The sequence below is a fragment of the Bdellovibrio sp. ZFWA1 genome (assembly GCF_056175665.1).
This window is the reverse complement of record NZ_JBJKJH010000001.1, coordinates 1,651,366-1,670,070: the sequence shown is the minus strand read 5'-3', so window position 1 is coordinate 1,670,070 and position 18,705 is coordinate 1,651,366. Positions and strand designations below refer to the sequence as shown.

Sequence of the window (18,705 nt, the reverse complement as noted above, 5' to 3'; positions counted from 1 at the left end):
ACATAGAAAGCAATACATTGCATCTGCCTTCGTCGAGGTCTTGCTAGGCGAAGATATTAATTAAGAAGAGAGGAAATTTAGAATGAGTAGAAAAAATTTTGAATGTGATGCGGGCTCTCCATATCACATCACTGGCAGATGTATTAACAAAGAGTGGTTTTGCCATCCGGATATTGCTTGGGATATTTTTAGTGAACAACTTTGGTTTGTTTCGAATGCCTATAACATGAAGGTGCATAGTTTCGTTATGATGCCGAATCACTTTCATTTAATCGCCTCTTGTCCTGAATCAAATCTAAGCCAGGCGATGCAATGGTTTATGTCACAGACCAGTCGATCTCTGACAAAGGCAAGCAATAGAATAAATGAAACATACGGTGAACGCTTCCATCGCTCGCGGATCGGAAGCTATCACTACTACCTTCAATGCTACAAATACGTTTATTACAATCCCAAGAAGGCTGGGATCACAGATAAGGTAGAGACCTACAAATACAGTTCACTGAGAGGACTGCTTGGTCTCGATAAATTAAAGTTTCCCATCTATGATTCGTTATTGATGGAAAATCTCTCTTTCGAGAGAACTCTGAATTGGCTTAACGAAAACCCACGCAGCGATGACTGGGAAGTTATTCGTAAAGCGTCCAAAAAATCCGAATTTCAGATTGCACGAACAAACTCTCGTCCGTCCGATTTAGAAACCCACCTTCTCTAGCCGGGATTACGCACCCCAGTTAGAAAATAACACCTGACCCCTTTTAAATATCCTGGGGGAGAGGGATCTCTCCCCCAGGTGGGCTTAAGAGTAGCTATTGGTGTGTGGGCATAGCTACCCGGGCAATCTTTTCTTCTTTTTTTTCAAATCCCCAACCTTGAACTTCGGATCACATATTCAATGCGATGTATTTCAAGGCTCGGGATTTGTGATGAGGCTCTCACCTCATCACAACGTCCACATCAATTTGATGATTTAATAATAGATGCTAAGTAATTTCTAAATTATTAGCCGATAAGCTTCATTGCAACCGCAGGGAAGTTGTTCGCCTGAGCTAACACCGACACCGCTGAATTTTGTAGAATCTGCGCTGAGGCCATCTCTGAAGTTTCCTTCGCAATATCGGTATCACGGATACGCGAATTTGCTGCAGATAAGTTCTCATACTGGATATCCAAGTTACTCACCGTAGAGTCGAGTCGACTTTGAGTCGCACCAAAGTTTGCTCGCATTTCTCCGACCTTGACCAAGGCATCGTCGATTCTTTGTAGCGAATCACGCGCATCCTCTTTAGATTCAACCGTTAATCCATCAATTCCTAATGTAGAAATGGTGGCGTCGGAATCCAATGTATAACTGATGACGTTCTCGTCTCCGGCAAAGGCACCGACTTGGAACTCCATCTTACCACCAGACCCATCCAGTAGCTTTTTATCACCAAATACTGTTGTCTTCGCAATACGATCCATCTCTTGAGTGAGCTGATTTGCTTCCATATTTAAGAAGCCTCGCTCTCTCTCTCCGATATGATCGGATGCGGCCTGCACCCCTAATTCTCGCAAGCGGATTAAGATGTTTGAAACTTCGTTCAAACCACCTTCACTGACTTGCACCGCCGAAATTGCGTTAAAGGCGTTGTTCCTTGCTTGTGCAATACCACGCGTTTGACCGCGGATAGATTCAGAGATCGCCAAACCGGCAGCATCATCCGCCGCGTTCACGATTCTGCTTCCAGAAGACAAAGCTGCCGAAGCATGCTCTGCACGTTTCTGTTGTTTAGACAAAGTACGTTGAGCACTGATACTCGCCATATTCGTCGCAATTCTTAAGCCCATGTTTCCTCCTGTGTTTTTGCGTAAACACCGACCGCACCACACATGTCGATGTGTACGAAAGTTTTTGTTTTCGTTACCTTTAAAAAATTAAAATCATCATTTAGTGGAGACGAACTCCCCGCACGAACTTCAGTGACTGCTGAACTCGTGGAGGGAGCTTCGCTGAGAACTTCTCGACTGGTTGACTGCTAGCCGAGGGTTTTGCGTAATCGTCCCAACATGTACGACTATCTTCTCGGCGAAGGTCTAGGTAACTTTAGGGCCTTGGTCTAGGTTTTTTATAACGCTGTGCGTCTTCTTATTGAAATAACTGAATTATGGAACTAAAAAAATTTTTTAAAATCATAGCCTTAGGTCCAGGTCCAGCTAGACTTTGGACCGATAAAATAAAAAAAGACCCGCGAAAATACGCGGGTCACCCGGGCCTAATATTTAACTAGAAAGCTTCACACACCTGTAGTTTTACCTATCATGCAATCAACTTAAGAGCATTTTCTGGAGCCTGATTCGCTTGTGCCAACACCGCTGCTTGATATTGCTGAAGGATCTGGCCACGACGAGCTCTTGAGACTGCATCAGCGATATCAGTATCTCCAATTTTTGAACGAGCGTCTTCAATCGCGTATTTTTGATTGCCTAGAAAATCATATGCAGTCTCTAAACGACTTTGAGCAGCTCCAAATTTTGCACGCATTCCCGCTACGCTCACCAAAGCTTCATCAATACTTTCTAAAGAGTCACGAGCTTCGCCTTTATCTTCAACACTCAAGCCCGAAATACCCACTCCATCTGCCGTTGCATCAGAATCATTTTCAAACTGAATTCGGTCATTAGAAGTCCCACGTTCACCAACTTGAAATTCGTATTTTCTACTACTTCCTTTAAGAAGAGCATTGTCCCCAAATCGAGTTGATTGCGCTATCCGATCAAATTCAGATTTTAATTGTTGAAACTCCAGATTCAAAAATCCGCGTTCTTTATCCGACAGCGTATCGCTTGCCGCTTGAACACCAAGCTCGCGCATTCGTACTAAAATATTATTTTGTTCGCTGAGTGAGCCTTCAGCTGTTTGAATGAATGACACCGCAACATCAGCATTTTGTTGGGCCGCAGACAATCCAGTTGTCTGCGCTCTTAAGTTTTCAGATATTCCCTGAGATGCTGGATCTTTTTTTGAGCCAGCGAATTTAGAACCCGAAGCCAACTGGGCTAACGAATCATCCAAGTCTCTGGATGACTTATTGATCTGATGTTGAGCCATCAACGATACTGTATTAGTTGAAATACGCAAACTCATCCGAGATTCCTTTCGTTACCGGAATCCCACACACACTCTCTTAAACCCGTCTTTCGTCTAGCAGTCACATGACTTATCGACGCTTTGCGTTATTTCTTTAACAGAAAATACTCTTTAGATTTTATATACTTAAAGAAAAGGCTGGTGTCCTATTATGACCCAGCCTTCAGGAATCTTACTTTGAAACACCCGCATTAGCGCCGGGAGCTTCCGAGCTCGCCGCAGCCGATTTTGCACCAACCTCATCTGCAGAAGCCACGCTGGTCGATGTGGATGCCGCACCAACCGAGTTCGCCCCCGTCGTGGTCGTATCTTTACTTGAAATCATCGCATGCCCAAGCTCTACCACAGAGGCTAGAAGCCCGGGAAAATTTCGTTTCTTTCTGATCTCTGTAGCCTTTGCTTCTGTCGCCTTCGAAAAAGGTAACCGAGTATCCATATCAGCCAACCCCAGACGACTGAATGGATTTGATTTATCCAAATAATAAGAATAACCAGTAAAGAAATCGAACCGATTTTTCCCAACAATGCCGCCCCCCGTATCACGAACAATAAGATAGCCGTCGTGAGTTTGACCATCTGGTAGCTTTAAGCCTGCTAAAGCCGGAACATAAATCACATCGCCAAACTTATAAAACGACGGATCTGCCGCAACCGAAAAATAGGGATCTAAACAACTGTCACGAACACCAAATCCAAAGGGGCATTTGTCGATGTTGGTTTCCTTAAAACGAAAGGTACCAGCTTTTTTTCCGACATAGTTATAAGAAACAGGTTTGCCTTTTTTTAAAACCAAACAAGACCCTTGCATTAAGCACGCCGAGTAGTCATCTTGGCAAAGGGTTACCAATCGAGCTCCTTGCTCGTCCTTCATATCTTTTAAATCATTCGAAGAGCATTCTGATTTTCCGTCGATGATAGGCTTGTAGTAGACCGTTGAAATCATAGAATTGCCGGCGTCTGCAGAACCAGCACAGGCCGCTGTCAGTAAACTCATCACAAGAGCCAATCCAAAAAGAGTTTTCACTAGATTCTCCTTCAACGTAAAGAACGAAGCTAGATATACCACACCTTCCGAAAATTGAGGTAATTTAGATAGTCGCCAATATATTTTAGGAAAAATTTAAAATGACAGAGCCAATTTACGGCATAAATGTTTAACCACGCGAAGACAATGCCAAAGGAATCTTCGAATTTGAAAAGCCACTGTGTCTAAACATTATACACTTAAAAATAACAAAGAAGCTTAGCCCTTTTCAGAGGCAATTCGCCCATTGTCTATATAACTTACTTTATCACCCAGAGCCCTGACGTCTTGCTCATCGTGAGTAATTAGAATGGTGGGAATCTTTTCCTCCCGAATGATCTCTCGAACTAAAAGACGGCTTTCCTGTCTTAGATTTTGATCCAAAGCAGAAAATGGCTCGTCCAAAAGTAGAACTCTGGGCTTACTAATTAAAGCACGAGCAATTGCCACCCTCTGCTTTTCACCACCAGACAGCAATTCGCCTTTTCGCTTAATGAATGTTTCCATCTTCATCTTCGAAATATATTTATCTAGGTCGGCGCGAGCAAGAGCTCGTGAAACTCCCCGCGCATCTGCCGCAAAAAATATATTCTCCTCTGCCGTCATATGAGGAAATATATCAAGGCTTTGAAAAACCACCGCTAAATTCCTTTGTTGAATTGGAAGTTTTAGCAAATTGACACCATTGAAATTCCAGCAGCCATTCTCGGTCTCTTGGAGACCTAAAAGAATTCTAAACAAACTAGATTTCCCTGACCCCGAGGGCCCAGACAATACGCTCACACCTTGATCTAATATCGACCAATAGGGAACGTCCAATTTAAAGTCGCCGTAATCATAGGATAAATTTTCGATGAATGACATGCCCGACTCCTTTAATGACTACAACACCAATTAATATCACAAAAATTAATAGAAGACTTAATAGACCAGCCTGACTAAGACGATAGCCCGTCATCAACGATTCTACCAGCATTGCCAGACTGAGATCTTTTTCTGCCAATATTCGTGAGACCGCGAAATCCCCCCCCACCCAAATGGCAAGCAAGGATACAAGATCAACCGCTTTACTGTGAAGTTGCGGCCACTTAATTTTTCTAAAAATAATCCATTCGGAAGCGCCAAAAACTTCAGCCACTTCAACCTGCCTATTCAAGGAGTCTAAACTTTGCCCCCACCCCAGACGATAGATAGAAGCTAAATTCAACAACAGAAATGCCAAAGAAATCTTTATCCAAGAAAAAAAGGACCCTTGCGGGAAAAGCACTAAAAAACTAAAGCCAACCAAGGCTGTTCCAGGAGTCATATACCCATTCATAAAGATCTTTAACAATGGAGCTGGAAAGGCATAGGCAACTACCATTAAAAGTGCGTACGCCACAACTGCAACTATAAACATCAAATACCAGCTTCCGAATATTGAGTTCAAGATATCAACTTTAAACTCCGTAAAAAAACTCCAGTGCTGCAGCCCCTCGATTACTATCGAAAAATAGCCATAAAGTAAGACTCCCGTTATCAACAACAACGGCAGCAAACCATGAAAAGCAGATATTAAAGAAAGATTGCCCTGCTTTTGAAGCAGCACCGGACGAGCCTTTAACGAGCTTATCGAGAGAATAAATACGCAGGCACTTTGAACAAGAGCAATAACCGTAGCCCCGCTCCAATCTGATGAAAGACGTATTTTTTCATAGATTAAGACTTCTAGGGTTGTACCGCGCCCGCCTCCGGCCATTAATGGTACCGAGAAGCTAGCAAAACAAAGAGTAAAAACAAAAAGAAAAATTAAAAACAGATCCCTTGTTGCTAAGGGAAAAAATATCTTCTTTAGAAATTGAAACTTTGAAACACCTTGCACTAAACAATACTCCAGATAATTCGAAAACTTATTCTGAATTAAATGAAATATTGCAAGTCCAACCAATCCCACATTCAAGAACGAGTGGATTAAGACAATGCCAATTAAACCCATTGGGAATGGTTCTACGACTGCAAATACTGCAAGAATAATAAATAATACAGGAAGTAAATTAGGTAAAAGACAAATCAGCCTAACGACATCAAACCATCTAGCAGAGGCCCGTTGCCGAACCCAAACCAATCCAAGAGCCAACCAGGTACCAAACACCAAAGCTATCAGTGCAGAAAAGAATGCCTGAATCGTAGTATTTTTAAACGCCCAAAAAAGATCTTTTAAGTCTCCGAGCGCCTGCAACTTAAAACTAGAAATTATAAATAGGAAGGGAAATATAAAAGCCAGCACCAGCACGATGCTTATGACCGTCTTTGTTCGTGAAAGATGAGAACTAAATCGGGACGGCAAAAAACTCAATTCATGTCTCCACGACGTATATCAACCCACTTACGAATCAGACCTTCGGCCTCGTTGATCGCTGGCATTTGAGTTACTGGTAGCGTCTTCCAAGAATCAATAATATCAAAGGGCGTTCCATCAATGACGCCTTTAACTACAGGGAACATATAGTTTTTTTGCATGATTATTTTTTGCCCTTCAGCAGAAAGTACCAATGAAACAAAGCTTTCAGCCAACTCGCAGTTTCGGCAGAAGTCAGGAACACCAAGGTATTCGACCTGAACAGGCAGTGGCTCATCAAAGTGAATAGCCACATAGTCTGAACTCTTTTCTTCAATTTGATGATAAAGCGGCGAGGTGACATACGAAAATGCCAGCAGTGCTTGCTTCTGAGAGAAAAATCCATACGATGCCGACCAAGTTGGAGAAAAGCTATGCGCCTGATCCATCAACTGTTTTAAATAAGCATCGGCTTCGGCGCCTTTTTTATTTTGATAAATCCAGCTAAGCAACTGCATGCCCGGCGACGATGTTCGGGGATCTTGAAGTGCAACTTTTTTCCGTAAGGATTGACTTAAAAGATCATCCATATTTTTTATGCTAAGCCCGTCGGACTTACGAGTCACAAAAGTCAATATTCCCCAATCAAAAGGAATAAAGGGCGTTTGCATTTGATGAGGCTTCACTTGGTCATAGAAATCAAAACCTTCAATTCTAAGTGACTTCCATTTTTGCTCGTTCAAAGCCTTTGCTAAATCAAACTGGTCCAGACCTACAATAAGATCAGCCCCCAAGGACTCGCCTTCAATTTTTAAACGCTGAAGTAGAATTCCTGAATCACTGCCCTCAATAAATTCCACAGTGCAATTACAAGTTTTTTCAAAAAGCTGTTTAAGCTGGGGACCAGGCCCCCATTTACCTGTAAAGCTAGCGTAACCAAAAACTCGTAGGACGGGTTTATTAACTTCGCTTGTCGTTTTCTCGGTCCGATTGACCATACTTAAAAACAAGCCGGTAAAAACAACGATCGTGAAAATTATAAAATGTCTCATCAGCTACCACCAAATTCCACGTCGGCGTTTAAAGAAATAGTAGTCCACACCTAAACATCGACCAGCACCAATCCACGCCATTACAAAATGAACAGCAAGCAAAGTTTTATAAAAACTTTCCATCTGTGGTCCCGAAATAAATAGCATATTCATGCACAACAGGACCCCTAATAAGGCGACTGGGCGCACGACGTAACCTAGGATATAAGAAATGCCGATCATAAATTCAACACCAACAATAATGAAGGCCAAGGTCTGCCAATGAGGTATCAGCGATGTTGAAAGAAAAATCTTATACCATGATGGAGCATGACTGGCTGGGAGCCACTCAGCAATTTGATCCGCAATACGGGGTCGAATTAAGAAGTCCCCTTTGAATTTAATCAAGGCTTCTTGAAAATAATAATAACCCAAAAAAATTCGCAAAAACGAAATGGGCAACAAATGACCTACGTACTTAACGCTCTCTAGAAATGAAATAATCATGAAACTATTTTAGACGCTGAGGACACTCAGATTCAAGGAAGCACTTCTCACAATGGGGCTTCCTCGCCTTACAGACAGCTCGACCATGTGCAATCAACCAATGCGATAACATAATCCAGTCTTTTTCGGGAATTAACTTAGATAATACTCGTTCGATTGCAACCGCATTTTCGGTCTTAACCCAACCGAAGCGATTGGCCAATCTGGTAACATGGGTATCCACCACAACTCCACTTGGAATACCAAATGCATTCCCCAAAACGACATTTGCGGTTTTACGACCAACCCCGGCCAACGCAACTAAGGACTCAAGATCTTGAGGAACTTGACCACCATGATCCTCGACCAAGGTTTGAGCACAAGTAACAATGTTTTTAGCTTTATTCTTATAAAAGCCCGTTGACCGAATCAGTTCTTCAACTTCTTCAAGCGAGGCTTTGGCCATTTTTTGAGGAGTTCCAAATTTCTTGAAAAGTGCCGGAGTGACCATATTCACTCGTTCGTCGGTACACTGAGCAGACAAAATTGTCGCAACCAGAAGCTCGTAGGGCGTCGTAAAATTAAGAGCGCAATGAGCATCAGGGTAGTAGCGAGCAAGAAGCTTCACCAAGTGTCGAGCCGCCTCTTGCTTCTTCGAAATAACAACTTTCTTGTTACTACTTGTCACCGAAATCGCCAATGGCTTCTACAGGACAACCTTCCATTGCTTCTTTACAAGCAGCTTCCTCTTCCGCAGATTCCGGCTGTTTTGAAACGAACGCATGACCATCTTCTTCGTGCATTGCAAAGTTTTTAGGAGCAGTCAGTACACAGGCGTCACAAGCAATACAGCTTTGATCAACGAACATTTTGCCTGGTTTATTTTCTTTCCACTTTTGATCGATTTCTGCCATTTTTCCACCTTTTAAGAAACGAAGAACCCAGGGGGCTCCGTCGATCCTTTAAACTCTATAAATCGAGAGGCTCTAATATAATGATTTCTCGACTTAAGTCAAACCCTCGCCACCCCGACAGAGGTCGCATTTTCCCCTCCTCGACCCTAAGTTTAAAGCCTAAAACACCCCCTTTGCCCTAAAATGGAGCTTGGACAAGGAGGTCCCATGGAAGGCCCACGCGCCCCCCTAGAGCAAGAAATACCCCATGTTCTGGATTTTCTTACAAAAAAACTAAGAGCCGAAGCAGGATGGTCGATCGCCGCTGAATATCCAACAGCCTTTCACCCCTCCAATATTCACAATATGAGAATTATTGCAGAGGGTTCGCGCCTGCTTTCTCATGCTGTTTTGAAGCCTCTGATTATAAAATCTCCACAGGTCATCTTCAAAGTAGGAGCCATTGGTTCCGTCGTCACTGACGAGGAAGCCCGAGGACAAGGCTTTAGCACCACCATTATCAAGGAATGCATTGAGTCGGCTCGTGCTCAAAACTGTGATGTCACTATTCTTTGGACAAACCTTTACGATTTCTATCGCAAGTTTGGCTTTGAGCTAGCTGGCAGCGAAATCAGCTTTGTCATTGAAGAAAACTTTACGACCGCAGATCATCAACTGCGTTTCTCGGCAGACTACAGAGTCAGCCCCGAGACCATTCACCGCCTGTACTCTAGCCATACCGTAAGCACCGTGCGTAGCCTGGATGAAACTCGTCGTTTTATGTCCATTCCAAATACAAAAATCTACACTGCGTGGGAGCCGACGGGTCAACTTGCGGCCTACGCCATTGAAGGCAAAGGAGTTGATCTTAAAGGTTACATCCACGAGTGGGGCGGAAATGTGAATAAGCTAATGTCCTTACTTAGCTGGATTCGCAAAGAAAAAAACGAAGCCTTTACGATCATTGTACCCTCGCACTCGGAAAACTTAATCCGCCATCTGTCTGCGTTGCCGATGACAAAAAACGAAGGCTACCTAGGCATGATCAAAATTACCCACTTTGATCAGCTTGCGGCTAAAATCAAACGGGCGTTCCGAGCTGAGGGAGTAGCAGATATTGTTTTAGAGAAGCTCCCCGATCATTACCTTTTCGGAGTAGGACAAGAGCTATTTACTCTGACCAACGAACAAGACATGGTTAAGTTGTTATTTGGCCCGGTGGATTACGCTGAACTGGGTATTTTCTCGGAAGCAACCCTTGAAAAGTTCAAAAGAGTTTTACCGTTAAAACTTTGGGTTTGGGGATGGGATTCAATATGAGCAAAAACCTTAAAACCGCCGGTATGCTTCTTAGCTTTGCTGTTCTTTCAACATCTTGCATGAAGAAAGAAGGATTTGAAAATCAGAATGGGCCCGTCGTAGCGGCGACCGCCGTACAATCTGCTTTACTAAATGCTTGGGGCAACGTGGATCCTGCAACAATTGCTAAGGGTGAATTCGTCTATACCGAAAAAACTCAAAGCATCGAAGGCATGCCCGCCAAACTCGTTATGCAAGATGCAATAACAGTATCGAATCGCAAAGTGACAACTCAAGAAATTGAATACACTCTGATTCACCAAACCAATGAAATCATTGATGGGCAGTCCAAGGTTTCAACCAAAGAAGAAACTTTGACGATCCCTAATACTTCTAGTGCCGTGACCACCCAGCAGTTAGGAATCATCAATTTACAGTCTTTACTGTATGCCTGCGAAAAAGCAGAAAAGTGGGATGTTACTTGCCATAACTTAAAAGTATTTGAACAAAAAGAGCCTGCACCCGAGTTAGTTAAAAAGCAAACGAACTGTGCAGGACTTCCCAACTGTCAAATTACGAAGAAATATGTTTCATTTGATCTAGTACTAAAGACACCCATGGCAAATGGGCAAACTGTGGAAGAGAAAGTGAACTACAAAGTCGGCATCAGTCCGGATGTTCCCTATCTTTCGCGCATGATGGATTTCTGCTTTAAAGGACTTGTTAATGCAGGATCTCCACCAGCACCATATCTAGTTACAATCTGCGACAAAGTCGAAAACTTCAAAGCAGGACAAAACTAGTTCGATTTGCTCTTTATCACTATCGCTGCTACACTGCCCCTGAGAATAAAAGGGGCAGTTCATGAAAAAAATTGCAGTTGTCATTGCCGGATGTGGCCACCAAGATGGCGCAGAGATCACCGAAACCGTAAGCTTGCTTATTGCACTTCACAAAGCTGGAGCGCAGGTTGAATGTTTTGCTCCCAATCAAGATTTTGAAGTCGTTAATCACATCAGCAGATCAGCAACTGGTGAAAAAAGAAATGTCCTAATCGAGGCTGCTCGTATTTGTCGGGGCAAAATCGCAGATCTTGAAACTTTAAATTCGAAAGATTTCGATGCCCTATGTTTTGCTGGCGGAAGCGGCGTTGCAAAAAATCTTTGTAGCTGGGCCAGCGAAGGTGCCAAGTGCAGCGTCAATCCGGCTGTCGAAAAAAATATTTTAGAGTTCTTCGAGCAAAGTAAACCTATTGGCGCAATTTGCATCGCTCCAGTACTTCTTGCGAAGGTGCTTGGTAAAAAGAAAGTAACAATTACCATCGGGGACGATCCGAATGTCATCGCCGAAATTAAGAAAACCGGCGCGCAACATGAAGAGTGCCCCGTTGATGACTATTTAACTGATCGCGAATGCAAGGTTGTCACGACTCCAGCATATATGTACGATAATGCTTCACCTCACCATGTCTTCGAAGGAATTTTTGGACTAGCTCACGAGCTAGTAGAATGGGCTTAAAATGAAAAAAAATATTGCGATTATTTTTGGTGGAAACTCTGCAGAGCATGAGGTTTCTTTACGATCTGCAAAAAACGTAATCAATGCCCTTGATAAAAACCAATTTCACCCTGTTATCATTGGTATTTCTAAAGAAGGCAGCTGGTATCAATTTCCAAACACAGATGTTTTTGACAAGGTCACGGCTCTGCATGATGGAAAAATCCCCACCGAGGGGCGACCGGTCGCTGCGATTTCTTATCTTGGACAGCCTGTTCTTTTTGATCTTCAGTCACAGGCCAAGACTGATTTGCACGCGGCCTTCCCTGTACTTCACGGAACAATGGGTGAAGACGGAGCCATTCAAGGCCTTTTTAAAATGATCAATTTAGCATTCGTCGGTTGCGGAATCTGGGGATCCGCAGCAGGTATGGATAAGGAAGTGATGAAACGACTTTTGACCGTTGCAAAGATCCCGAATGCTCGCTACCGCGTTCTTTATTCTCATGAAAATCAGTCCTTTGATAGCATCAGCAAAGATCTAGGCCTGCCGTTTTTTATCAAACCAGCAAATGCAGGGTCTTCAGTCGGCGTTCATAAAATCAAGTCAGCTGCAGATTTTGAGATCAAAATTAAAGACTCGTTCCTTTACGATCATAAGGTGCTTGCTGAAGAATTTATTGAAGGTCGAGAAATCGAATGTTCTGTCATGGGCCTAAATCATCAACCCGCAGCCTCAGTCCCTGGAGAAATAATTCCGCAACACGAGTTCTATTCTTACGAGGCAAAATATCTAGATGACAACGGCGCGCTACTAAACATTCCAGCAAAAGTTGACACGGACACCGTTTCAAAGATTCAAAAAATGGCCTGCGAGACCTTTACGGCAATGGGATGCGACGGCTTAACCCGGGTTGACTTCTTTTTAAAGAAAGACGGACAGCTGTACATCAACGAAATTAATACGATTCCAGGATTCACAAAAATTTCCATGTATCCAAAAATGTGGGAAGCTTCAGGCGTTTCTTACACTGATCTTATTACTAAGCTTGTTCATCTAGCTTTTGAAAAGTTCCAACGAGATGCTTCGCTAAAAACAAGCTTCCTTGAATAGTACTTTTCAAGAACTGTTCGTTAGGACTTTGGCCTGTGAACAGTTCTTGCATGTCGTAGTAAGTAATCAAATTACGAAACGACGGGGGCTCAGGATGAGCCTTGAAAAAGGAAAAAATCATGGAAGATAACAAGTTGAATTACTTCGAAAAAATTGAAATTCCAAAACACCGTGACTTTATTATCGCACAAAACAACTGTGTATTGTGTGGAACTGTTCTCGAACTCCGACATCTAGTGAACCTCGATGAAGGTCAAGTAAAAGAAGAAGCCTACTGTCCTTGTTGTGAAATTCGCACTCGAAATAAAAATCACACGGTCCATTAATAAGAAAGCGTCATTACTTTAACATCTTGTCCGTTTATTTATTGACGCTAACTTGGCAATGTCATTTTTTTGGCATAAGTCCAAAAGGCTCCCCATGGGGACTCATCAGAGTCTCCATAGAAACAACTTTTAATCCCGATCTCCGTGGTGCCGCAATTTTCCCAAGTATTGACGGCAACATGGCTATACTCCAATTTTTCAGCAAGGCGGACTGCCTTTTCTTGCTCACCAAATATCCAAGCCCTTTTGGGCAAATAAGAATTATTCGCCCATTTTACAATTTCATGACTGTACTTCACACTCGTTACAATAACTAATGGAGCAGATAATGAATCTTGTTGAAGCTCTGAACAATTTGGCAAATCGCGAATAAACACCGGGGATTCAAAAAAGCCATCCTGCGGCGATGCATCTGATTTTACGACTTTTCCATGCTCGTTTGCTGATTGCTGGGATAGCGCTTTAAGTCGCTCAACGTGTTCTTGCGAAATCAAAGGATTCCAAGAAGTTAAGTTTGAATTCTTCGCGTTTGGTTTTACTTTTGCTATATACTTATGGACCTCTTGCCAAAACTTGTCGCCAAAACTTTCCAATATAAAAATCTTATGAACCGATGAATCCGTCTGACCTTGCCCCTGAAAAACCGTATCAAAAAATTTCTGATATTCAGCTTCGTCCCCTAGGTCCTCTAACAGCACGGCAATATTTTTTCCCTTAGCCAGAGCCTGATATTTTTTAGGCCCCTGCGATGCGGACTTCATAACCTGAACTAATGACGAGTATTGCCCGTAAAAACGAAAGGCTCGCAATGACGGATGTGAAATAAAAAAGTCACCAATCTGCTGCCGACTTCCATTAAAAATTTGCACAAACCCGGCAGGAAGACCCACGGATTTAATAACTTCGCCCCAGAACAAACTAACATAAGGCGAATGGCTTGATGCTTTTACCATTAAAGGACTACCCGATAGGATCGCTGAAGAAATACTTGTACAGAACTCTTTAAAGGAATCCGTTGCTGGCAATAACACACCGACTATTCCTACAGAAGTCTTCAGATCTGACTTTTCTAAGCTTTCGTGATGCCGAATGCGCAACAGATCCATCGCGGGTAAAACCTGCGTCTGCTTTAAAAAAGGCCCGTGCATTCCTAAAATTTCATTTTCAAATCTTAAGTAGAGATCAATCCGTGACTCTATTTCAATTATCAATTTCTGTAAAAAATTGCGACGCTCGTCGATGCTAATATTTGAATACTCTTGAAGGGCTTTTTTGGCGGGCGCCAAAGCCATTACGAAATCCATGGCCTCACTGACTGCGAAATCGCCAATAATGCTGCCATCCCAAGGACTGCGAACTGCCTGACTGCGACCAGATGCCGAATTTTGAAATTCATTATTTACAAAGTTTTGAAATAAAAAAGCCATGCCCCAATTTCACTGAAAACGAAGGGCATGGCAACTAGTTATGAATTAATACAAGTTTTGGTTACGATAAGTCATCAAATGACGAGCAAGACCGGAGGCCTCCATGATCTCGTCAGCAACACCTTCAGCAATAGCTGTTTGGGGGCCGTATGGAAACTGAGCTTCTTGTGGAGATTGAGCCACCGTAAAACCACCCGCTTTTTGAATCTCGGTTAGGCCTTCAACGCCATCAACACCAAAGCCTCCAAGTAATACACCGTAAACGCCTTTCGAATACGCCTGCGCGGCAGATTTGAACAGAACGTTGGACGACGGCAGCTGCGATGCGACCGGTGCTCCTTTTTCTAACTTTAGAATTGGCCCAAGATTCGTCATTTGCACCCGCCCGTGATGTTCGGCTGGGATTAAGTATACATTACCCATACTCATTGCTTCGCCGTCTTTGCCCACAACAACATTCACTCTGGCTTTACCTTTGAACTTCTGTGAATATGCGATGCCAAAGTTCGCTACAGTCGAGCAGCTAACAACAACTGGAGGCGTATCAGCAGCCAGACCATTTATAAATGTCTCTAAAGCAATTGCCGACCCCGCATTTCCACCAACGACAATTACTTTTAACTCTGCCGCTCGTCGATGAGTGCTTGAAGTTCCCACCGGAGCTGAAATTTCCTGCACAACTGGGGGCTTTTCTTTCATGGCCTTGAGGACGTTGACAGAGGCTGCGGCTCGAACTTTTGTGACCAGCATCTCGGCTAAATCTTTTAAAACGGCAGGATCAAATTGCGAAGGTTTGTGCACAAACTCTACAGCGCCTAAGTCCAAAGATTTTAAGGCCGCCTCACCTGTGTTTGCTAGTGAGGATACCATCACAACCGGGATCGGATGATGCGCCATTAGCTTTTCTAAAAACATCACCCCCGACATTTTTGGCATCTCGATATCTAAGGTCAAAACATCTGGCTTTTTAGCTACAATCATTTCTCGGGCTTGATAGGCATCTGCGGCAGCACCAACAACTTCAAGACCATTTTTAGTAAAGATGTTAGTGAATAGTGTACGAACTGTTGCCGAGTCATCGACGACTAAGACTTTAACGGTCTTCGCCGCAGCCAGAGGTCTGAATCCTGACACGTCGACAGCGGCTCTAGTCCGACCTCCCGCAGGCGCCACTGCGCCGACAGCCGAGTTCACCGTGTCTTCCCCTTTTGTAGAGTGAATCACCTCAAAATTTGCAGTATTCATTTTTATTGTGCGAGCGTGTTCCCCTGCCACATTCTTATCAATGATCGGAATTTTCATATCGCTCAGCATTTTTTCAGCTATTTCAATGTTTCTATTTCCAATGCCCTCACCCATTTTGGCGATACTAATAACATTACCACCACCATAGACTTTTGCTTGTAAACGTTTGGGATCTGCCCCTAAACGCACACACTCTTCAACAAGCATTTTAATCGCATCCTGACCATACCGAGCATTTTCACGATCCCCAGGGCCACCCTCTGGCAGAAGATAGTGATTTAAACCGCCCACCTTCGAAACCGGATCGTGAAGCGCAACCGCAACACAAGACCCTAGCAAAGTGGAAATCACAGTTTCGTCTTTGAAAGCCGCTAGTTTTCCGGGATAAAGATAGTGCGAGCTCATGCCGCCACCATTCTTTCTAATGCAAATAGCATCATATTTTTATTATCGTGAATAACAAAATGAGTTAAAAATGGAACGTCGATAACTCCGCCTGTGCCTCTAGATTCTTGAAGTTCATCAGTTCCCACTTCAACCAGGCTATCCGCCTGATGAACGGCCAAAGCCAACTTCGCCCCTTCATGCTCGCAGACAACAAAGCAGAAGGACTGCTCGGCATCTTTGACTTGCAAGCCGTGGTCTTGTAAACGAATTACCGGAATAGCATCACCACGAAAAGGAATCATCCCGGCAAATCCTTTTTTATTCATCGGAAAAGGTGTGATTGAAATATTACCCAATACCTCTAAAACTTGAGTCACAGGAATCAGAAAGCTTTGTTCGGAAATTTCACAATGAAGATAAAGCTGCTTTTGAGTGTTTAAATTTCCTAAAGAAAACTTTTTAGATAAATCTTCACTATCTTTTAGTGTATCATGCAGCTCTTCTGAATAAGAAAATGCACGGTCAATAGCCGCAGCAAAATCTAAATAGTTATCTGCCGATTCGATGTGCTTCGCAAACTTTTCAATCCAGACTGCAAAAAAATCAAATTCATTGGTTTTTGCGTCAACAATCCAATCTTTATACTTTTCGGTCAGTTCATCTCGGAAAATTTGCCATGTATCTTCATCAGCGGCTCCAGCGATTTTCTCTAACTCGTCCTGCAGACTCTTTAGAAAAAACCGCTTCAGATCGGCCGTAAAATCGTCACCAAAGAAATCGCTCATGCGGCACTTCCTGTAACTTGGTCTTTAAATAATAGATTCAATAACTGTTCGGGCTCGAGGACATAAGAAATCTTACCGTCTGACAGTACTGAGGTTCCTTTAAAGCCAGGCAATTGGCCAAGGACAACATCGATAGGTTTAACGACTAAATCAGACTGGCGCTCGACAGAGTTTACTAACAAACCAACATACTGATCTTTGACCTTCAAGATAACCGCAGACCAATTTTGAATTTCCGTCGATCCATGTAAAACCTTACGACGAGTGTATTCATCATAAGTCATCAACGGCACTGTGCGGCCCGCGTGCTGGCACCATCTTATGCTATCAACTTCGGTCAAGGTCAATCCGTCGCAAGATGTAATATTGGCGACACTTTGAAGAGGAACCGCCACACAGGACTCACCCAACAAACAAATCAATGTGCTTTCGACCATCACGTTTTGTGCAATTGGAGTCTCGAGGATAAACGTAGTCCCCATATTAGGTTCGGATTGAATATGAATTTTTCCGCCGTATTTTTCTACTGTGGATAAGACCACATCCATTCCTACACCGCGACCTGAAATAGTCGTGATGGTCTCTTTTGTTGAAAAGCCAGGTTTAAATATGCACTGAAAGATAGCTTCCCGACTTAAATTATCCGCCTCGGAAGCTTTGATTAAACCATTCTGAATAGCTTTAGACTTAATTCTATCGTAGTCCAAGCCTTTGCCATCGTCAGAAAACTCTAAGAACACCGTTCCTGATTTTTCGCTTAGCTTCAATCGAATTTGGCCTGCGGCTGGCTTTCCTGCCGAGGCTCGATCTAAGACATCTTCAATTCCATGGTCAATCGAGTTCCTAACTAAATGAACCAAACACTCGTAAAGATCTTTACCTTGAGCGCGGTCGATTAATAAATCCATACCCTCTTGATGAAGTTGCACTTCTTTATTGAGTTCATTGGCCGCTTGTCTGACTAAAATGCTAGTCCCTTCAAAACACTCTCGCGCTTGAGTTTTACGCATCTGAGATATATAGGAGTTCAACTGATCCGATATTTTATTTAAATTCTGTGTGAATTCCTGCGAACGTCTGTCTGGATTTACCTGTACATTCAGCAAATTTAAATTTTTAAGTACTAGAAGTTCGCCGGCCAGCTTAGACATTTCTTGCAACTGGCGCTGAGAAAGCCAAACACCATCATCATCATCAGAGTCCGCCTTCTTTTCTTTCTTCTTAGCTAAAACCTTTTTAGCTAAGGGGGACTCCATGACCTGATTTTGGGAAATCAAGTTATCGGATCCTTCCGGAAACTCAAACGACGAGAACCTAGCTATAAGATCAATAACTTCACTTGTTTCTTCAGGATAATTTTCGCGATTAGATTTAAGGTTCGTACCTAAAATCTTTAATAATTTAGCGGCATGCAAAAATAGATTTACGGCTTCAGGAGTAACAACTTTGTTTTCCTTCTTAATTCTAGACAAGAGAGCTTCAAACTCGTGCGCCAAAGAGCCCATCAGCTGGCCACCTGGCACAGCGCCAAGAGCCCCCTTAAGAGTGTGTACCTTCCGGAAGAGATTATTTACCTGCAGCATATCAGAAGGAAACTCTTCCAATTTCAAAATGTGCTGATCTAAGTCGTCAACAAGCTCTACTGATTCAGCAAAGAAGGTGCTAGTTACCTGTGCTAAGTCCCCAATGTCGAAATCAATGGAGATTATATCTGATGATGGGTACTGATTGTCCGACATAAGTT

The 18,705-nt window shown here is 43.0% G+C and carries 19 protein-coding genes; 6 read left to right on the top strand and 13 right to left on the bottom strand.

Features of this window, described 5'->3' with window-relative positions; translation table 11 throughout:
• The first annotated feature begins 82 nt into the window (after nucleotides 1–82).
• Nucleotides 83–715 (top strand): transposase, encoded by a 633-nt coding sequence (locus tag AC04MN_RS08070; RefSeq protein WP_475382679.1) that lies wholly within the window; start codon nucleotides 83–85, stop codon nucleotides 713–715.
• Between the two features lie 287 nt (nucleotides 716–1,002).
• On the opposite strand, the gene AC04MN_RS08065 is transcribed toward AC04MN_RS08070, so the two are convergent.
• The 9 genes from AC04MN_RS08065 to AC04MN_RS08025 form a co-directional block, all read right to left on the bottom strand.
• Complete coding sequence (locus AC04MN_RS08065; RefSeq protein ID WP_475382678.1) at nucleotides 1,003–1,830, bottom strand: flagellin N-terminal helical domain-containing protein; 828 nt, start codon at nucleotides 1,828–1,830, stop codon at nucleotides 1,003–1,005.
• 469 nt (nucleotides 1,831–2,299) lie between these two features.
• A complete protein-coding gene (locus AC04MN_RS08060; protein WP_475382677.1) occupies nucleotides 2,300–3,127 on the bottom strand; it encodes a flagellin in 828 nt (275 codons plus the stop codon).
• A 175-nt stretch (nucleotides 3,128–3,302) separates the two neighbouring features.
• The gene (locus AC04MN_RS08055) at nucleotides 3,303–4,154 is read right to left on the bottom strand and encodes a 3D domain-containing protein (protein WP_475382676.1); all 852 of its coding nucleotides are present in this window, start codon (nucleotides 4,152–4,154) and stop codon (nucleotides 3,303–3,305) included.
• A 219-nt stretch (nucleotides 4,155–4,373) separates the two neighbouring features.
• Nucleotides 4,374–5,018 carry an ATP-binding cassette domain-containing protein gene (locus tag AC04MN_RS08050; protein ID WP_475382675.1) on the bottom strand — a complete coding sequence of 215 codons (645 nt, stop codon included), beginning with the start codon at nucleotides 5,016–5,018 and terminating at the stop codon, nucleotides 4,374–4,376.
• On the bottom strand, nucleotides 4,990–6,489 hold the full coding sequence (locus AC04MN_RS08045; protein ID WP_475382674.1) for an ABC transporter permease: 1,500 nt from the start codon (nucleotides 6,487–6,489) through the stop codon (nucleotides 4,990–4,992). The genes AC04MN_RS08050 and AC04MN_RS08045 overlap by 29 nt, the downstream gene beginning before the upstream one ends.
• Nucleotides 6,486–7,523 carry a thiamine ABC transporter substrate-binding protein gene (locus tag AC04MN_RS08040; protein WP_475382673.1) on the bottom strand — a complete coding sequence of 346 codons (1,038 nt, stop codon included), beginning with the start codon at nucleotides 7,521–7,523 and terminating at the stop codon, nucleotides 6,486–6,488. The genes AC04MN_RS08045 and AC04MN_RS08040 overlap by 4 nt, the downstream gene beginning before the upstream one ends.
• Before the next feature lie 3 nt (nucleotides 7,524–7,526).
• Nucleotides 7,527–8,009, bottom strand: coding sequence for a DoxX family membrane protein (locus AC04MN_RS08035; protein ID WP_475382672.1), 483 nt, complete (start codon nucleotides 8,007–8,009; stop codon nucleotides 7,527–7,529).
• Between the two features lie 4 nt (nucleotides 8,010–8,013).
• Entirely contained in the window at nucleotides 8,014–8,676 is a 663-nt protein-coding gene (gene nth, locus AC04MN_RS08030) for an endonuclease III (RefSeq protein WP_475382671.1), read from the bottom strand.
• Nucleotides 8,666–8,902 carry a ferredoxin gene (locus AC04MN_RS08025; protein ID WP_475382670.1) on the bottom strand — a complete coding sequence of 79 codons (237 nt, stop codon included), beginning with the start codon at nucleotides 8,900–8,902 and terminating at the stop codon, nucleotides 8,666–8,668. The genes nth and AC04MN_RS08025 overlap by 11 nt, the downstream gene beginning before the upstream one ends.
• Nucleotides 8,903–9,109: 207 nt before the next feature.
• On the opposite strand from AC04MN_RS08025, the gene AC04MN_RS08020 reads away from it, so the two are divergent.
• The 5 genes from AC04MN_RS08020 (at nucleotide 9,110) to AC04MN_RS08000 (ending at nucleotide 13,117) form a co-directional block, all read left to right on the top strand.
• Nucleotides 9,110–10,201, top strand: coding sequence for a GNAT family N-acetyltransferase (locus tag AC04MN_RS08020; protein WP_475382669.1), 1,092 nt, complete (start codon nucleotides 9,110–9,112; stop codon nucleotides 10,199–10,201).
• Nucleotides 10,198–10,983: a hypothetical protein gene (locus AC04MN_RS08015; RefSeq protein ID WP_475382668.1), complete on the top strand. Its 786-nt coding sequence runs from the start codon at nucleotides 10,198–10,200 to the stop codon at nucleotides 10,981–10,983. Before AC04MN_RS08020 ends, AC04MN_RS08015 begins: the two co-directional genes overlap by 4 nt.
• 61 nt (nucleotides 10,984–11,044) lie before the next feature.
• The gene (gene elbB / locus AC04MN_RS08010) at nucleotides 11,045–11,698 is read left to right on the top strand and encodes an isoprenoid biosynthesis glyoxalase ElbB (protein ID WP_475382667.1); all 654 of its coding nucleotides are present in this window, start codon (nucleotides 11,045–11,047) and stop codon (nucleotides 11,696–11,698) included.
• Between the two features lies 1 nt (nucleotide 11,699).
• Nucleotides 11,700–12,791: a D-alanine--D-alanine ligase family protein gene (locus AC04MN_RS08005; protein ID WP_475382666.1), complete on the top strand. Its 1,092-nt coding sequence runs from the start codon at nucleotides 11,700–11,702 to the stop codon at nucleotides 12,789–12,791.
• A gap of 119 nt (nucleotides 12,792–12,910) precedes the next feature.
• Entirely contained in the window at nucleotides 12,911–13,117 is a 207-nt protein-coding gene (locus AC04MN_RS08000) for a hypothetical protein (RefSeq protein WP_475382665.1), read from the top strand.
• Nucleotides 13,118–13,164: 47 nt separating this feature from the next.
• Here the strand turns inward: AC04MN_RS08000 and AC04MN_RS07995 are convergent, their stop codons facing one another.
• Genes AC04MN_RS07995 through AC04MN_RS07980 form a run of 4 tightly spaced genes read right to left on the bottom strand, consistent with a single transcriptional unit; the run spans nucleotide 13,165 to nucleotide 18,700 of the window.
• A complete protein-coding gene (locus tag AC04MN_RS07995) occupies nucleotides 13,165–14,544 on the bottom strand; it encodes an aldehyde dehydrogenase family protein (protein ID WP_475382664.1) in 1,380 nt (459 codons plus the stop codon).
• A 45-nt stretch (nucleotides 14,545–14,589) separates the two neighbouring features.
• On the bottom strand, nucleotides 14,590–16,194 hold the full coding sequence (locus tag AC04MN_RS07990) for a chemotaxis protein CheB (protein WP_475382663.1): 1,605 nt from the start codon (nucleotides 16,192–16,194) through the stop codon (nucleotides 14,590–14,592).
• A complete protein-coding gene (locus tag AC04MN_RS07985) occupies nucleotides 16,191–16,961 on the bottom strand; it encodes a chemotaxis protein CheW (RefSeq protein WP_475382662.1) in 771 nt (256 codons plus the stop codon). Before AC04MN_RS07985 ends, AC04MN_RS07990 begins: the two co-directional genes overlap by 4 nt.
• Nucleotides 16,958–18,700 (bottom strand): chemotaxis protein CheA, encoded by a 1,743-nt coding sequence (locus tag AC04MN_RS07980; protein WP_475382661.1) that lies wholly within the window; start codon nucleotides 18,698–18,700, stop codon nucleotides 16,958–16,960. Before AC04MN_RS07980 ends, AC04MN_RS07985 begins: the two co-directional genes overlap by 4 nt.
• Nucleotides 18,701–18,705: the final 5 nt, after the last annotated feature.

Bases quoted from the DNA above. Each gene is read 5' to 3' on its own strand.
- AC04MN_RS08070 (WP_475382679.1), top strand. From the start codon at position 83: ATGAGTAGAAAAAATTTTGAATGTGATGCGGGCTCTCCATATCACATC.
- AC04MN_RS08065 (WP_475382678.1), bottom strand. From the start codon at position 1,830: ATGGGCTTAAGAATTGCGACGAATATGGCGAGTATCAGTGCTCAACGT.
- AC04MN_RS08060 (WP_475382677.1), bottom strand. From the start codon at position 3,127: ATGAGTTTGCGTATTTCAACTAATACAGTATCGTTGATGGCTCAACAT.
- AC04MN_RS08050 (WP_475382675.1), bottom strand. From the start codon at position 5,018: ATGTCATTCATCGAAAATTTATCCTATGATTACGGCGACTTTAAATTG.
- AC04MN_RS08040 (WP_475382673.1), bottom strand. From the start codon at position 7,523: ATGAGACATTTTATAATTTTCACGATCGTTGTTTTTACCGGCTTGTTT.
- AC04MN_RS08035 (WP_475382672.1), bottom strand. From the start codon at position 8,009: ATGATTATTTCATTTCTAGAGAGCGTTAAGTACGTAGGTCATTTGTTG.
- AC04MN_RS08025 (WP_475382670.1), bottom strand. From the start codon at position 8,902: ATGGCAGAAATCGATCAAAAGTGGAAAGAAAATAAACCAGGCAAAATG.
- AC04MN_RS08020 (WP_475382669.1), top strand. From the start codon at position 9,110: ATGGAAGGCCCACGCGCCCCCCTAGAGCAAGAAATACCCCATGTTCTG.
- AC04MN_RS08015 (WP_475382668.1), top strand. From the start codon at position 10,198: ATGAGCAAAAACCTTAAAACCGCCGGTATGCTTCTTAGCTTTGCTGTT.
- elbB (WP_475382667.1), top strand. From the start codon at position 11,045: ATGAAAAAAATTGCAGTTGTCATTGCCGGATGTGGCCACCAAGATGGC.
- AC04MN_RS08005 (WP_475382666.1), top strand. From the start codon at position 11,700: ATGAAAAAAAATATTGCGATTATTTTTGGTGGAAACTCTGCAGAGCAT.
- AC04MN_RS08000 (WP_475382665.1), top strand. From the start codon at position 12,911: ATGGAAGATAACAAGTTGAATTACTTCGAAAAAATTGAAATTCCAAAA.
- AC04MN_RS07995 (WP_475382664.1), bottom strand. From the start codon at position 14,544: ATGGCTTTTTTATTTCAAAACTTTGTAAATAATGAATTTCAAAATTCG.
- AC04MN_RS07990 (WP_475382663.1), bottom strand. From the start codon at position 16,194: ATGAGCTCGCACTATCTTTATCCCGGAAAACTAGCGGCTTTCAAAGAC.
- AC04MN_RS07985 (WP_475382662.1), bottom strand. From the start codon at position 16,961: ATGAGCGATTTCTTTGGTGACGATTTTACGGCCGATCTGAAGCGGTTT.
- AC04MN_RS07980 (WP_475382661.1), bottom strand. From the start codon at position 18,700: ATGTCGGACAATCAGTACCCATCATCAGATATAATCTCCATTGATTTC.